Consider the following 13,877-nt stretch of genomic DNA (forward strand, 5'->3'; position numbering starts at 1 on the left):
GCGAACGGTGGCGAATAGTCGCCCGGCAACCCGCACGGGGCTACTGTCAACTCAGCCGAGAACCTGGGGGCTTGACGTGAGCAAAGAACCCAACACCCGTCTGTCGGACCTGTTCGGCCTGGCCGGCTGGTCCAAGGGCGAACTCGCGAGGCTGGTCAACCGGCAGGCGGCGGCCATGGGCCACCCCCAGCTGGCGACCGACACCTCGCGGGTGCGGCGGTGGATCGACATGGGAGAGATCCCGCGCGATCCGGTGCCGCGGGTGCTGGCAGCTCTGTTCACCGAGCGTCTCGGCCGTGTCGTGACCATCGAGGACCTCGGTCTGGTCCGGCACGGGCGTGCGGGGAAACGGCCACAGGGCGGGAGCGAAGAGCATCCCGACGGTGTGCCGTGGGCGCCCGAGCGGACTGCGGCGGTCCTCACCGAATTCACGGGAATGGACCTCATGCTCAACCGACGCGGCTTGGTGGGCGCGGGCGCCGCGCTCGCCGCGGGCTCCGCACTCAGCAGCGCCATGCGCGACTGGCTGCACACCGATCCGGTGCCGGCGGCCGACGCCCCCGACCTCCACCAACCCCTGCACGCCGACCCCGCCGGGTTCGACCGCTACGAGGCCGCCCCCATCGGGTCGCAGGAAGTGGAGGAACTGGAGCGCTCGGTCGAGGTGTTCCGCGCCTGGGACGCCGCCCGCGGCGGCGGCCTCCAGCGCAAGGCCGTGGTGGGCCAGCTCAACGAGGTGGGCGGCATGCTCGCCTACCGCCACCCACCCCATCTCCAGCGTCGCCTGTGGGGCGTCGCCGCCAACCTCGCCGTCCTCGCGGGCTGGATGTCGCACGACGTCGGCCTGGAACCCACGGCCCAGAAGTACTTCGTCATCGCCGCGCACGCCGCGCGCGAGGGCGGCGACCGGCCCCGGGCGGGCGAGGCCCTGTCCCGGGCGGCCCGCCAGATGGTGCACCTGGGCAAGCCCGACGAGGCCCTGGACCTCATGAAGCTCGCCCAGTCCGGCTCCGGCGAGCAGGTGCTGCCGCGCACCAAGGCGATGCTCTACACCATCGAGGCCTGGGCGCAGGCCTCGATGGGCAAGGGCCAGGCGATGCGCCGCACCCTGGGACGGGCCGAGGACCTCTTCGTCTCCGACAAGGCGGACGTACCGCCCCCGGACTGGATGCAGACCTTCAAGGAGGAGGACCTGTACGGCATGCAGGCCCTGGCCTACCGGACGCTCGCCGAGTTCGAGCCGGGGGCCGCCGCGCACGCACAGCACTACGCGGACAAGGCCCTGGCCCTGAGGATCGACGGCCGGCAGCGGTCGAAGATCTTCGACTATCTGTCGATGGCCTCCGCCTGCTTCATCGCCGACGACCCCGAACAGGCGGACCGGTACGCCCGCCTCGCCCTGGTCTCGATGGGGTCCAACTCCTCCCAGCGCACCTGGGACCGGCTGCGCCAGATGTACCGGCTCACCGCCGAGTACGCCGGCTATCCGAAGATCCAGGAGCTGCGCGAGGAGATCAAACTGGCACTGCCCAAGGCCAGGTCGCCGAAGGGGAAGGGACCGGACGGCACCGTCGCGCCCGCCTAGGGCGTCACCCGGGCCACCAGGACGCAGACGTCGCGGCGACCCGGCGATTCACCGAGCTCACGCGTCACCATCCGTACGGCGTCCTGTGCCGAGTCCGCCCCGGTGAGGCGGGGGGCCAGCGAGAGGAGGCGCTCCACGGCGTCCGGCTCGAGTGCCTCGGTGCGCAGGAGCAGCAGGTCGCCTGCTTCGAGGGGTGCTTCGGCCTGCCCGGACGGCCCCTCCTGCCCGGACAACTCACGCCCCGTCCCGCCGCGGAACAGCAGCGGGGCGGGGCCTCGGGCGTGGGCCCATGTCAGGGTGCGGGTGAGCGGCCGGTAGCCGCAGTACACGCCGGCGCGCACCGGCGGCAGGGCGGTCGCTCCGCCCCATGCGCCGAGCCGGTCCCCGAGCCGCGCCGGTCGGATGTCGGCCAGCGCCAGGCCGCGCAGGGCGCCGATGACCGCCGCGGGACCGGGCGCCTCGGGCCCCGGGTGCTCGAAGTCGCCCACGGTGAGGAGGGTTTCGCCGTCGTCGCCGAGCGGACACGCGTCGTACCAGCCGCCGTACCGGGATCGCGGGCCCGCCGCCGATGCGGACGGGAGGTGGGCAGCGGCCAGGTCCAGTCCGGGCCGCCCCTCGTCGGGGAACCGCAAAAGCCCGTGCCAGGGCGGCGGCGGAGGGTACCGGAGCGACTCACGGGTCGCGCTCACGGCCTGCTGGCTGCGGCGGAGTTCGCTGACGTCCCGCAGCACCGCCCACATCGATGCGGTGCTGCCGTCGGCGTCGAGGACGGGCTCGCCCATCATGTGCACGGTGCGTACGGCCCCGTCGGGGTGCACGACGCGGAACTCGCCGTCGATGGGGCGGGCGTCGACGAGGCAGTCCGTGACCATCGCGGTCAGTTTCGGGCGGTCCTCGGCCAGGACCAGGGAGGGGAGTTCGTCCAGGCTCAGCGGGACGGACGCGGGGTCGCGGCCCAGGATGTGGAAGAGCTCCCCGGACCACGCGGCCTCGTCGGTCAGCAGGTCCCACTCCGCGCTGCCGACCCGGCTGAGCAGCGAACCGGGGCGGGGTGCGGGTGCCGGGCCGTCCCGCAGCTGGGCCAAGTGCGCGTCCAGGTCCGTGAGTTGGTGCAGCGCCAGGTCGTACAGGGCGCGCTGCCAGCGCCCACGGGCGTCCGTCGTGTCCTCCTCCTGGCTGTCTCGCCGTACCGCGTCCACGTCGCCCCGCAGTCGCCGTGCCTGCGATATGAGCGCCTCGACCGAGCCGTTCCCCGGTGGCTGGGCGGCCGGGTGGTCCGCGGAGAGATGGGACGACATGACGCACTCCGATGTGCTGACGGTACGACCAGGGCGGAACCGAGGCTGGCGGAAGGACCGTTATGACCATTGCACAGCCCGCCACGCCCCGTAAGTGATTTGGCAACACACGATACGGTGGTGCTTCCGGCATATGCCACAGTCTTCCCGGAGTGACCCGACTACGCATTCGGCATGTCCCGGGCAGAGAGCAAGTCGTAGACGCACTGAGGGACTTGAGGGAGGCTCGGGCTCGGGAACGTCGTCGCGCCGGAGTTCGGCGGACCCGTGTTCTATGCCGGAGCGTGGAGGGCCGGGCGGGGTGCCAGTTCGACGGGCGTGCGCGCGCCCGTCTCCAGGGCTCGCACTCCGGCCTCGGCGGCCGCGGCGGCCGCGTAACCGTCCCAGGCGCCGGGCCCGGTGACCCGGCCCCGCCGGGTGGCGTCCACCCAGCTCTGCACCTCGCGGTCGTAGGCGTTCGCGAACCGCACCAGGTAGTCCTGCGGCACCTCCTCCCGCGCGTCGCCGGCCGCGGTCACCACCATGGTGTGCGCCTGGCCGATCCGGGCGCTGCCCGCCTCGCAGACGGCCTCGCACCGCACCTCGTAGCCGAAGCCGCAATTGACGAAGATCTCCACATCCACCACGGCGCCGCCCTCGGTCTCGAAGAGCACGAACTGAGGATCGAGCAGGCCGTCGGGCGCACCGGTCGACGGGCGCGGACGCAGCACCGTGACCGCGCCGAGCTCCTGGCCGAGCAGCCAGCGGGCCGCGTCGATCTCGTGCGAGACGGAACTGCTGATCAGCATCGCCGAGGTGAAGTGCGGCGGAGAGGAGACGTTGCGGTGCACGCAGTGCAGCATCAGCGGCCGGCCCAGCCGCCCGCCGTCCAGCAGGGACTTGAGCCGCAGGTACTCGGCGTCGTACCGCCGCATGAACCCGATCTGCGCCAGCCTCCTGCCCAGGCGCGCCTCGGCCTCCACCACACGCAGCGCGCCCGCGGAGTCCGGCACCATCGGCTTCTCGCACAGGACCGGCAGCCCTCGCGCGAAGGCGGCCCGCAGCGCCTCCTCGTGCGCCTCGCCGGGCGAGGCGATCAGGACGGCCTCGACGCCCGGCGCGTCGAGCGCGGCCTCGGCCTCCGTGTGCACGAGGGCCCCGTCGACGCCGGCCACGGCCTCCTTCGCCCGCTCGGCGTCGGGATCCGCCACCGCGGCGACCCGGGCGCCGCTCACCACCCGGTCGAGTCGTCGTACGTGGTCGGCGCCCATGTGGCCCGCGCCCAGGACCGCCACGCCCAGAAGTTCACTCACGCAGCACCCGCTCCTTCGCCGTCCGCCGCACACCCGCGAGCAGCGGGCACGTGTACGGCGAACAGGCTTTCACGCCCGTCAAGAGCCGCGGAGGGGCGGTGTCCGGGGCCGGCGGCGGACGTCAGTACCGCAGCACCCCCGCGATGCCGTCCACGTCCCCGAGCGTGCCGTCCGGCACGAAGCGCACCTCGGCGCCCGTCTCCAGGCACTGCTCGACGATCTCGTCCACGATGTCCCCCCGGGCGTCGAGATCGCCGTCCTCGGCCGGGAGCAGGTGCTCGCCGTCGTCGCGCATCGTCACCTTGAAGTTCTCCTCGACGGCCAGCAGCCGGACGCGGCCCGTGCGGGCGCTCTCCCACAACTCGTCGACCCCGGCCGCGAAGTCCTTGCGGCCGCGAGCCGCGTCGAGTTCCCGGGCAACCGCCCGGACCGCCCCGCGCGCCTCGTCCTCGAGCACCGGCCGCACCGCCTGCCAGACCGCCTCGGCGCTGCCGTGCGCCAGCCCGCCGTGCGGGACGAGCACCGAGTGTGCGGCGAGTGCGCCCGCCTCGTCGAACAGCGAGAGGGCCGGTTCGGGACCCGTGATGTACAACGGCCGGGGGTTCGTGCGCAGCACCTTGCCCATCGCGGCGTCGGCGTCGCGCAGGAACCTGCGGGTGCCCTCGTCGCGGAACGTGCTCGGCGCGTCGCCGATCCGCTCCTGGCGCTCGGGGTCGAAGTCCTCCGCGGGCCGGTCCAGCGGGAAGCCGCCGAGGTGCTCCTCCACGACCCGGCCCGCGCCGCCGCTCCAGAGCGTGACGCGGTCGGCGGCGACCGACAGGACCCAGAACGGCCGCTCGGCGGCCTGCGCGGCGACGAGGTTGCGGGTCAGGAAGGTGTCCGAGAGGACCACCCGCTCGGGCACGGAACGGCTCAGGGTCCACACCTGGTGCTCGCCGGGGGCGGCGAAGATGGCCAGACCGTCCTCGGCGTACGTCAGGTCGACCTCGGCCATGGCCCGGTCGAGTTCGCGGGACACCTCCGCGCGGCGGTCGCGGCCGACCGACGGATCCTCCTCCAGTTGCTTCTTGGCGGCGGCGACCGCGTTGCGCAGCCGGACCCGGTCCTGGGCGTTGTCCGGTTCACGGCGATGCGTCGGCGTCAGGACGGACACGGCCGGGTACGGGCGGGGGCGCCGCAGCTCGGCGAGGGTGGCGGGACTCAGATCGTGCTCCATGTCAGCACGATAGGACGCATGGGCATATCGGGCATTCGGAGCGGACCGCCGATCAGTGCGACCCCTCGCCGGCGGACTCGGGCCCGCAGGAGCTGCCGTCGGGCGGCAGGGAGCCGTACAGCAGGAAGTCGTCGACCTTGCGGTGCACGCACTCGGAGGAGGCGTAGCCGGTGTGGCCCTCGCCCCGGTTGTCCAGGACGACGGCCGAGGGGCCGATCCGGTCGGCCGTCTCCGTCGTCCAGCGGTACGGCGTGGCCGGGTCGCCGCGGGTGCCGACCAGCAGCATTCTCGCGGTGTCGAGGTCCTTCACCTCGTCCCGGATGTAGTCCGTGCCCCTGGGCCGGCCGTAGCACATGAGCACCTGGGTGAGCCGGTACCGGCCGAAGACCGGCGAGGCCTCCTCGTACCGGGCGCGCAGTCGTCCCAGGGACGCGGTGACCTGGGCGGCCGTGGGGCGGTCGGGGTCGTCCGCGCAGTTGATCGCCATCAGGGCGGCCGGGAGGTTGTCCATGGGGACGTCCTCCTCGTCGGTGAGTCCGGCGCCGCCCTTGTCCTCCGGGGCCGGTGCGCGGACCGGTGCGCGTCCCGGTGCACGGACCGGGAAGGTGACGCCGCCGGACGAGAAGCTCTCCAGACCGCCGGTGTCACCGGCCTCCAGCAACTGCGCGAGCGCCCGCTCCAGCGAGGGCCACAGCTCCCGGCTGTACAGCGCCTGACCGATCGCGCCGACCATGTCCTGCCCGGTGAACGGCTCGCCGAATGCCGACGGCACCGGGTCGGAGTCGAGGGAGCCGACCAGCCGCACGACCTGGTCCCGGGCGCTGCGGGCGTCCTGGCCGAACGGGCAGGCGACGTCCTCGACGCACCAGTCGAGGAAGTTGTCCAGCGCGGTCTGCTGCCCCCGCGCGCCGGCCAGCCCCTGCTCGGTCAGCGGCTCCGTCAGCGTGTCCACGCCGTCGAGCACCATCCTGCCGACCTTGTCCGGGAACTGGGCCGCGTACACCGCGCCGAGCCGCGTCCCGTAGGAGAAGCCGAGGTAGTTGAGCCGGTCGTCGCCGAGCGCCCCGCGCATCACGTCCATGTCGCGCGCGGCGTCGACCGTGCCTATGTGGGGCAGCACGGGACCGGAGTACTTGACGCATTCGGCCGCCGCGTCCCGCAGCCGATCCAGCGCCTGCTCAGGGTCGGCCGTTCCCTCGTCGCTGTCCGTCGCCTCCATGATCTTCAGGGTGGCCGGCCCGCAGGAGACCGGCGAGGAGCGGCCGACGCCGCGCGGATCGAAGGTCACGACGTCGTAGCCGTTGGTGAGGTGCATGAACTCCTTGCCGCCGACGGCGAGTTCGTTGACACCGGAACCGCCGGGGCCGCCGAAGTTCAGCAGGACGGAGCCCCGGGAGTCGCCGGTCGCCCGGTAGCGGGCGAGGGCGATGTCGAGGGTCCTGCCCCGGGGGCGCGCATAGTCGACGGGGACGGTGACCTTGCCGCACTGCAGGTCCTTCGGCATCTCCGTGCCGTGGCACGCCGACCACTTGATCTTCTGGTCGTAGAACCGGGACAGGCCGGATCCGGCGTCCCGTACGGCCGCCGTGTTCGCGGCGTTCGCGGCGGGCAGTCCCGTACCCAGCAGGGCCAGGCCGAGCGCTCCGGTGACCGCGCAGCGCCGGACCGAGCGCCGAGTCTCCTGCTTGGCCTGCATCGATGCCTCCCGGGCGCCCCGTCGCGGACCGGTGGCCGGCGCCCTCGCTCACCATAAGCGGGCTGCGCACCCGGCGCCTCCGGGCGACGGGACACCGGTCGGGACACCGCTTGTTCGATGAAACGCCCACTCGATGGGGTGAAAGACCGACAAGCCATAACTCGGATGGTGCGCCCGCGGTTCAACCGGTGCGGGCGAACGCCCGCGACCATGTCTGGAAGGCAGGGAAGCTCATGAGAAGGGTTACCCGAAACGGTGTGTTCGCCGTCGCCGCATCGGGCGCGCTCGCCGTGACGATGCCGGCGTACGCGGCGTTCGCGTCCGACGGTGCCGGCGCCGACGGATCCGCGGCCGGCTCCCCCGGGCTGATCTCCGGCAACACCGTTCAGCTCCCGGTGCACGTGCCGGTCGACGTGTGCGGCAACACCGTGAACGTGGTGGGGCTCCTCAACCCGGCCGCGGGCAACGGCTGCGCCGACACCGGGGAGAAGCAGGCGTCGCGCCCGGACGCGCCGGACCACGCGGCGGACACCCCGGACGGTACGTCCCAGAGCGCCTCCGGCGGCACGTCGGGCGGCGCGGTGGCCGAGGGAAGCGCGCAGGATTCGCCGGGCGTGCTCTCCGGCGACGGCGTCCAGCTGCCGGTGCACCTCCCGGTCAACGTCAGCGGCAACAGCGTCAACGTGGTCGGAATCGGCAACCCGGCCGTCGGCAACGAGTCGGTGAACGACTCCGGCGACCACCCGGAGCCCGTACGGCCCCCGGCCCGGCCCGAGCCGTCCGCCCCCGAGGAGGAGCGCGCCGGGTCCGAAGCGTCCCCGCACGCCGCCCCGCCGCGGGAACAGGTCTCCCTCGCCCGCACCGGGGCGGACGCGACCCTGCCGGCCCTCGCCGGCGCCGCCGCGCTCGTGCTGGGCGGGACCGCCCTCCACCGCCGCTTCCGTCCGGGCGCCGAGGGCTGAGCGCACCGATCGGGGCGCCCCATCACCTGTCCGGGCGGGCGCCCCGGGTCAGACACGTCCGGTGTGGAATCGCCTGTGCAGGGCGTGGATCTCCTCCGTGAGTTGCGGCACCGGGCCCTCCACGATCACGCCGGGCGCCACCTCCCGCACCGGGAGCGGAAGCACCGGAGGCGCCGGAACGCCCAACTCCGTCAGCCACTCTCCCAGTTGCTCCGAAGAAGCGACGTACACGATGCGCCCCAGGCCCACCCACGCATGGGCGGCGGCGCACATCGGGCAGTGCTCGCCGGACGTGTAGACGGTAGCCGCGGCCCGCTCCTCGGGGCTCAGCCGGGCGGCGGACCAGCGCGCGAGTTCGAACTCCGGGTGACGGGTGCGGTCGCCGGAGGCCACCCGGTTGTGGTCCTCGGCCAGCACCGTGCCGTCCCCGCCCACCAGCACCGACCCGAACGGCTCGTCCCCGGCCTCCAGCGCCTCGGCCGCCAGTTCCACGCAACGGCGCAGGTGGGGCAGCTCGGCGTCCTTCACGGCCATGGCGCGGTCCTCCTCGTGAAGTGATCGTTCACACCCAGCCTAGCGAGGGCTGGGGCTACGCGATCCGACGCCTCTTGCTATCGTCATTCGCGCAAGTTAGAGTCTATAACGAAAGAGAGTGGCAATAGTCCATTGAGGCGGAGGAGTGCCATGTCCACCGAAACCCCGCAGCCGCAGGCTCAGCACACCGTCCTGGGGTCCGGCCCCGCCGGCACCGCGCTCGCACGTGAGCTGGTGCGCCGGGGGCACCCCGTCCGGCTGGTGGACCGCAGGGCCGCGGGTCCCGAGATCGACGGCGTCGAGCGGATCGCCGCCGACGTGAGCACGGTCGAGGGCGCCGTGGCCGCCGTACGTGACGCCGCCGTCGTGTACCACTGCGTCAACGTCGCCTATCACCTGCAGGTCGAGGTGATGCCCCGGGTCCAGGAGGCCGTCCTGGCCGCCGTCGAGGCGAGCGGTGCCCGGCTGGTCGTGCTCGACACGCTCTACCCGTACGGCGAGACCGGGGGAGCGGTGATGACCGAGGAGAGCCCCTGGAATGCGACCAGCAGGAAGGGCCGGATGCGCGCCGAACTGGACGAGCGCTACCTCGCCGCCCACCGGTCCGGCCGCGCCCGGGTGGTCCTCGGGCGCAGTGCCGACTTCGTCGGGCCCGGCGTCCTCAACTCGTCGCTGGGAGCGGCCGTCTTCCCGGGCGCGCTCACCGGCGGGGACGTCGTGGCCATGGGCGACATCGATCTGCCGCACAGCTACACGGCCATAGCGGACGTGGCGGCCGGCCTCGCCACGCTCGGTGAGCGTCCCGACGGCGACGGCCGTGTGTGGCACCTGCCGACCGCGCCCGCCGTCGGCACGCGCGAGATCCACGCGATGGTGGAGAGGCGGGTGGGCCGCCCGCTCAACGTCGTGGTACTCGAACGGCCCCGCGCCTTCGGCCCGTTCGACGAGCGGATGATGGCCGAGTACGAGGAGATGTTCTACCAGCACACGGAGCCGCAGATCATGGACTCCGGCGCCTTCGAGCGGTTCTTCGGGGTCGCCCCCACGCCACTCGAGGACACCGTCGACGCGACCGTCGCCTGGTACGAGGCGTGGCTCCGCAATCGATGACCCTCAGGCCCTGCCCCGACGCCCCGACCGTGGCCGGGACCGGTCCAGCGCGGCCACGCCTACCGCGGCCAGGCCGATCTGGATGACCCACTCGACCCAGTCGGCGCCGTCGGTGTCGGCCACGTCGAACGCCGACGCGATCCACGATCCGATGAACGCGGCGACGATGCCGACGAGAATCGTCCACAGCACACCGATGCGCTGCCGCCCCGGAACGACGAGCCGGCCCAGTACGCCGATGACGACACCGATGACGATGGCGCTGATTATGCCGTCGATCTCCATCTCCACCCCTTCAGGTCAAGGCCCCGCACCGGTGCGTCTGCCCGCTGCGGGCGGACGCAGTCCGCCGGCGGCCGGACGCGCGAGGGCTCCACGGGCGGGAGTCGCAGGGGGCCGGACGGGCGGGGAGCCGGAGGGGCGGGGGCCGAGGTGAGAGCGACGGGCCGGCCCGCCTGTGGCGGGACCGGCCCGTGCCGTCTCCTTCCGGTGCGTCTAGTGCCTGCGGGGGGCGCTCCGCGCCGCCGTGCCGGCGCAGACCATGCCCAGGATCACGGCCAGTGCGCCGATGACCACGTTGTTCCAGATGACGCCGGCGTCCGGGCTGGAGCCGACGATCCATGGCGAGATGATCATCCATACGCCGATCGCGCACATGGCCCAGCTGAGGCCGTACATGCGCTCCGGGGCGCGGGTGAATCCGAGGGCCAGCAGACCAATGGCGACGCCCACGATGAGGTTGTGGGCCACGAGTGACGGCTGGCTGGTGGTGAAGTGGAGTATCCACGGGGACACGGCACAGTAGAGGCCGAGCAGGAACACCGGCCCGTCCACGAGTGCCACGTCACGACCACCGAGCATGCGCGCGTAGCGCGCTTGCATTTCCGGGGCATCCGGGTGGCTGGTGATGTCACCACGGGAGTGCGAGACGTTGGCCATAAGTCGTCTCCTTTGAATTGCAGGGCCATCCGCTTCTGGTGCGGTGTGCGGTAGCGCCGCATAAGTCCATTCTGCTCTTACTTTGCCCTTATGTGTAGTGCTGGAGGTCGGGCTGGTTCGCTTTGCCGCACCCCCGTGAAGTCCGGGACCGGCAGCCGAGACGGGTCCCGTTCTCCTTGCCCCCTCTCGACCGCGGCTGCCACGATCGTCGGCATGGCGGCGCGACCGGACCTCACGCGGCGACGCCACGTCGACCTCGCGCGCGTCTCCAGCGCCTCCTGTCGCACCGCGGCCTGATCCCGCCGATCCGCCGCCTCGGCACCCCCTGGCAACGCCGCCCCCCGGCACTGCTTTGCCGGCGACTCTCCGTACCGCCTGACCCCACCCGCGCCGCGAGCCGGTCGCCCGGTGCTTCCCCTGTCCCTGGCGACGTGAGCTGCCCGTGCGCTCCCGCAGGAGACTCAGTCCGCCACTTCCGCCGGGCAGCCCGTCGCGCCCGCATTCCCGAAGAGTCGCGCCGGCATTCCGAAAGAAGGACCCATGGCCACCGTCCCGTCCTTCTCCGGCAGCCCGTCCGCCTCCTCCCGCACCAACCGGCTGCCGCGTCACCTCGACGACCGGCCGGCCGCACAGGGCCACGAGCTGATCCCGCTCGGCCTCCGCACCGTCCCCGCCCGGGCGCTGCTCGGCGCCGACTTCCGGCATCCCGCGATCGGCGAGGCCGCCGAGCTGTTCGCCCGCGCCGACGGCGTCGTCGTCGGCGCGCCGGTCCACAAGACCTCGTACTCCGGCGTCCCGAAGGTTCTGCTCGGCCTCCTCCCGCAGTACGCCCTCACCGGCAAGACGGTGCTGCCGCTCGCCATCGGTGGTTCCGCCGCCCACGTCCTGGCGATCGACTACGTGCTGCGCCCGTGCTGAACTCCATGGGCGCGGCGCACGTCGTCCAGGGCTGGTTCACCCTGGACCGGGACATCGCGGACCACGAGGACCGCACGGTCACCGTCGCCCCGGGCGCCGCGGAGGCGCTCCACCACGTGGTCGACCAGTTCTCGGCGGCACTGACCGCCCGCCCGGCCGTCCCCGCGCAGACGGCGCCGGCCGCGGCCAGTTGACGACACGCGACGCTTCCGGCTCGACTCCGCGGTCTCAACTCCTGGACCGGCCAGGCGGATTGAATTGGTCTACACCCTTGACTGGTACAGACCAAGGCGGTTGAGTAGGTCTCACACCCCCCTCCACGGCCGCCCCCACGCCGTGGCCGGCCCGGCCGGCACGTGCGCGCCAGGTTCCGCTCCGCCCTGCCCCGGTACGGGAGCGGCCGTGCTCCGCAGAAGGAGACAACCTGTGTCGAGGCGCCGTATATCCGCATTGGTGACCACTCTCGCCCTCGCCGGCGCAGTGCCGTTGCTCATGCCCGCGGGCGAGGCTTCCGCCGCCGCGTGTTCGAGCTATCCCGCCTGGTCGGCCGACGCGAACTACAACGCGGGCGACGTCGTCCGCTACACCGACGGCAAGGCCTACATCGCCGAGCACGCCAACCCGGGCTACGACCCGCTCATCAGCACCTGGTACTGGGACCCGTACGCCTGTGACGGCGGCGGTTCGCAGACGCCGGTCGGCGACTTCGTCGTCAGCGAGGCCCAGTTCAACCAGATGTTCCCGAACCGGAACTCCTTCTACACCTACAGCGGCCTCACCGCCGCGCTGAGCGCCTACCCCGGCTTCGCCAACACCGGCAGCGACACCACCAAGAAGCAGGAGGCCGCGGCCTTCCTCGCCAACGTCAGCCACGAGACCGGCGGCCTGGTGCACATCGTCGAGCAGAACACCGCCAACTACCCGCACTACTGCGACTGGAGCCAGCCCTACGGCTGCCCGGCGGGCCAGGCCGCCTACTACGGGCGTGGTCCGATCCAGCTCAGCTGGAACTTCAACTACAAGGCCGCGGGCGACGCGCTCGGCATCGACCTGTTGGGCAACCCCTGGCTGGTGCAGAACGACGCGGCCGTGGCCTGGAAGACCGGCCTGTGGTACTGGAACACCCAGTCCGGACCCGGCACCATGACCCCGCACAACGCGATGGTCAACGGCGCCGGCTTCGGCCAGACCATCCGCTCCATCAACGGCTCGCTGGAGTGCGACGGCAGGAACCCCGCGCAGGTCCAGAGCCGGGTCACCAAGTACCAGCAGTTCGCCCAGATCCTCGGCGTCTCCCCGGGCGGAAACCTGTACTGCTGACCAACCCCCGGTGTGCGAAACTCCGCCGATGACCTCGGAAACGATCATCGCGGAGTCCGCGGGCACCTTCCGCCTCGGTGACCTGCCCGTCCGCCGCGTCGGCTTCGGCGCGATGCGGCTGACGGGCAGCGCCGCCTTCCACCTCGGCACCCCGAGCGACCGCGAGAACTCCCTCGCCGTCCTGCGCCGGGCGGTCGAACTCGGCGTCAACCACATCGACACCGCCGCCTTCTACTTCTCCTCCCTGCGCTCCGCCAACGAACTGATCAACACCGCGCTCGCCCCCTACGCCGACGACCTGGTCGTCGCCACCAAGGTCGGCCCGTACCGCGACTGGTCGGGGGAGTGGGGCACCTCCGCCCGCCCCGAGGACCTGCGCGCCCACGTCGAGGAGAACCTGCGCCAGCTCGGTCGCGACCACCTCGACGTCGTCTACCTGCGCCGCATGCGGCAGGAGTCGATCGCCGAGCACTTCGGCGCCCTGGCCGACCTGCGCGAGGCCGGCCTGATCCGCCACCTCGGCCTCTCCGACGTGGAGCCCCGGCACCTCGCCGAGGCGCAGGCCGTTGCGCCGGTGGTGAGCGTCCAGAACCGGTACGGACTGGGCTTCCACGACCCGGCCACCGACGAGCTGCTCGCCCTCTGCCGCGAGCAGGACATCGCCTTCGTCCCCTTCTACGCCATCGCGGGCGAGGCCGGCCCGCGGGGCGCGGGTGCGGCGCACGAGGAGGAGGTCCGCGCGGTCGCCGACGCCCACGGCGCGAGCCCCGCCCAGGTGAGGATCGCCTGGACCCTGCACCAGGGCCCCCATGTCCTCGCCATCCCCGGCACCGGCAACCCCCGGCACCTCGCCGAGAACGTCGCCGCGGGCGCCCTCCGCCTCACCGAGGCGGAACTGGCGCGACTGGACGACGCCCGCACGGGATGACCCGCACCGCCGCAGTGCCGGGCTCCGGAGCCGATGGAGCCGAGCTTCGTCGCCAGGACTTGGCGTCCGGTGGGTTTTA

The 13,877-nt window shown here is 72.5% G+C and carries 13 protein-coding genes and 1 pseudogene; 7 read left to right on the forward strand and 7 right to left on the reverse strand.

Translation table 11 applies throughout. The annotated features are described in order from the left end of the window. Positions 1-76: 76 nt before the first annotated feature. Positions 77-1,585, forward strand: a complete 1,509-nt coding sequence (locus tag AB0P07_RS05840) for a hypothetical protein (RefSeq protein ID WP_365545619.1) — start codon at positions 77-79, stop codon at positions 1,583-1,585. Here AB0P07_RS05840 and AB0P07_RS05845 read toward each other — a convergent pair. The 4 genes from AB0P07_RS05845 to AB0P07_RS05860 all read right to left on the reverse strand — a co-directional run bounded on the left by AB0P07_RS05845 (position 1,582) and on the right by AB0P07_RS05860 (position 7,087). Next, positions 1,582-2,883, reverse strand: a complete 1,302-nt coding sequence (locus AB0P07_RS05845; protein WP_365545622.1) for a PAS domain-containing protein — start codon at positions 2,881-2,883, stop codon at positions 1,582-1,584. The two genes, AB0P07_RS05840 and AB0P07_RS05845, sit on opposite strands and share 4 nt — an antisense overlap. 272 nt (positions 2,884-3,155) lie before the next feature. Next, a complete protein-coding gene (locus AB0P07_RS05850) occupies positions 3,156-4,175 on the reverse strand; it encodes a Gfo/Idh/MocA family oxidoreductase (RefSeq protein WP_365545625.1) in 1,020 nt (339 codons plus the stop codon). A gap of 121 nt (positions 4,176-4,296) precedes the next feature. Next, positions 4,297-5,391 carry a chemotaxis protein gene (locus tag AB0P07_RS05855; protein ID WP_365545628.1) on the reverse strand — a complete coding sequence of 365 codons (1,095 nt, stop codon included), beginning with the start codon at positions 5,389-5,391 and terminating at the stop codon, positions 4,297-4,299. Between the two features lie 52 nt (positions 5,392-5,443). Next, positions 5,444-7,087 (reverse strand): alpha/beta hydrolase, encoded by a 1,644-nt coding sequence (locus tag AB0P07_RS05860; protein ID WP_365545631.1) that lies wholly within the window; start codon positions 7,085-7,087, stop codon positions 5,444-5,446. 233 nt (positions 7,088-7,320) lie between these two features. Between AB0P07_RS05860 and AB0P07_RS05865 the strand changes: the two genes are divergently transcribed. Continuing rightward, positions 7,321-8,049, forward strand: a complete 729-nt coding sequence (locus AB0P07_RS05865) for a chaplin (RefSeq protein ID WP_365545635.1) — start codon at positions 7,321-7,323, stop codon at positions 8,047-8,049. A gap of 48 nt (positions 8,050-8,097) precedes the next feature. Here the strand turns inward: AB0P07_RS05865 and AB0P07_RS05870 are convergent, their stop codons facing one another. Continuing rightward, entirely contained in the window at positions 8,098-8,583 is a 486-nt protein-coding gene (locus AB0P07_RS05870) for a nucleoside deaminase (RefSeq protein WP_365545638.1), read from the reverse strand. Positions 8,584-8,733: 150 nt separating this feature from the next. On the opposite strand from AB0P07_RS05870, the gene AB0P07_RS05875 reads away from it, so the two are divergent. Beyond that, positions 8,734-9,693 carry an NAD-dependent epimerase/dehydratase family protein gene (locus AB0P07_RS05875; protein WP_365545641.1) on the forward strand — a complete coding sequence of 320 codons (960 nt, stop codon included), beginning with the start codon at positions 8,734-8,736 and terminating at the stop codon, positions 9,691-9,693. A gap of 3 nt (positions 9,694-9,696) precedes the next feature. Here AB0P07_RS05875 and AB0P07_RS05880 read toward each other — a convergent pair whose 3' ends face one another. After that, positions 9,697-9,978: a GlsB/YeaQ/YmgE family stress response membrane protein gene (locus AB0P07_RS05880; RefSeq protein WP_365545644.1), complete on the reverse strand. Its 282-nt coding sequence runs from the start codon at positions 9,976-9,978 to the stop codon at positions 9,697-9,699. 210 nt (positions 9,979-10,188) lie between these two features. Next, positions 10,189-10,632, reverse strand: a complete 444-nt coding sequence (locus tag AB0P07_RS05885; protein ID WP_365545646.1) for an SPW repeat protein — start codon at positions 10,630-10,632, stop codon at positions 10,189-10,191. A 213-nt stretch (positions 10,633-10,845) separates the two neighbouring features. Here AB0P07_RS05885 and AB0P07_RS05890 point away from each other — a divergent pair, with 213 nt between their 5' ends. From AB0P07_RS05890 to AB0P07_RS05905, 4 genes and pseudogenes are all read left to right on the forward strand, one after another. After that, positions 10,846-10,929, forward strand: coding sequence for a putative leader peptide (locus tag AB0P07_RS05890; protein ID WP_365545883.1), 84 nt, complete (start codon positions 10,846-10,848; stop codon positions 10,927-10,929). Between the two features lie 243 nt (positions 10,930-11,172). Continuing rightward, positions 11,173-11,744 (forward strand): annotated as a pseudogene (ssuE, locus tag AB0P07_RS05895) (NADPH-dependent FMN reductase). Positions 11,745-11,976: 232 nt separating this feature from the next. Continuing rightward, a complete protein-coding gene (locus AB0P07_RS05900; protein WP_365545649.1) occupies positions 11,977-12,870 on the forward strand; it encodes a glycoside hydrolase family 19 protein in 894 nt (297 codons plus the stop codon). Positions 12,871-12,898: 28 nt separating this feature from the next. Then, positions 12,899-13,798 (forward strand): aldo/keto reductase, encoded by a 900-nt coding sequence (locus AB0P07_RS05905; RefSeq protein WP_365545651.1) that lies wholly within the window; start codon positions 12,899-12,901, stop codon positions 13,796-13,798. The last annotated feature ends 79 nt before the right edge of the window (positions 13,799-13,877 follow it).

Origin of the sequence: Streptomyces sp. NPDC085944 (genome assembly GCF_040686295.1) — a bacterium.
In the GTDB taxonomy this organism is placed as follows: Bacteria; Actinomycetota; Actinomycetes; order Streptomycetales; family Streptomycetaceae; genus Streptomyces; species Streptomyces salinarius.

Bases quoted from the DNA above. Each gene is read 5' to 3' on its own strand.
- AB0P07_RS05905 (WP_365545651.1), top strand. From the start codon at position 12,899: ATGACCTCGGAAACGATCATCGCGGAGTCCGCGGGCACCTTCCGCCTC.
- AB0P07_RS05855 (WP_365545628.1), bottom strand. From the start codon at position 5,391: ATGGAGCACGATCTGAGTCCCGCCACCCTCGCCGAGCTGCGGCGCCCC.
- AB0P07_RS05890 (WP_365545883.1), top strand. From the start codon at position 10,846: ATGGCGGCGCGACCGGACCTCACGCGGCGACGCCACGTCGACCTCGCG.
- AB0P07_RS05880 (WP_365545644.1), bottom strand. From the start codon at position 9,978: ATGGAGATCGACGGCATAATCAGCGCCATCGTCATCGGTGTCGTCATC.
- AB0P07_RS05865 (WP_365545635.1), top strand. From the start codon at position 7,321: ATGAGAAGGGTTACCCGAAACGGTGTGTTCGCCGTCGCCGCATCGGGC.
- AB0P07_RS05875 (WP_365545641.1), top strand. From the start codon at position 8,734: ATGTCCACCGAAACCCCGCAGCCGCAGGCTCAGCACACCGTCCTGGGG.
- AB0P07_RS05885 (WP_365545646.1), bottom strand. From the start codon at position 10,632: ATGGCCAACGTCTCGCACTCCCGTGGTGACATCACCAGCCACCCGGAT.
- AB0P07_RS05845 (WP_365545622.1), bottom strand. From the start codon at position 2,883: ATGTCGTCCCATCTCTCCGCGGACCACCCGGCCGCCCAGCCACCGGGG.
- AB0P07_RS05870 (WP_365545638.1), bottom strand. From the start codon at position 8,583: ATGGCCGTGAAGGACGCCGAGCTGCCCCACCTGCGCCGTTGCGTGGAA.
- AB0P07_RS05860 (WP_365545631.1), bottom strand. From the start codon at position 7,087: ATGCAGGCCAAGCAGGAGACTCGGCGCTCGGTCCGGCGCTGCGCGGTC.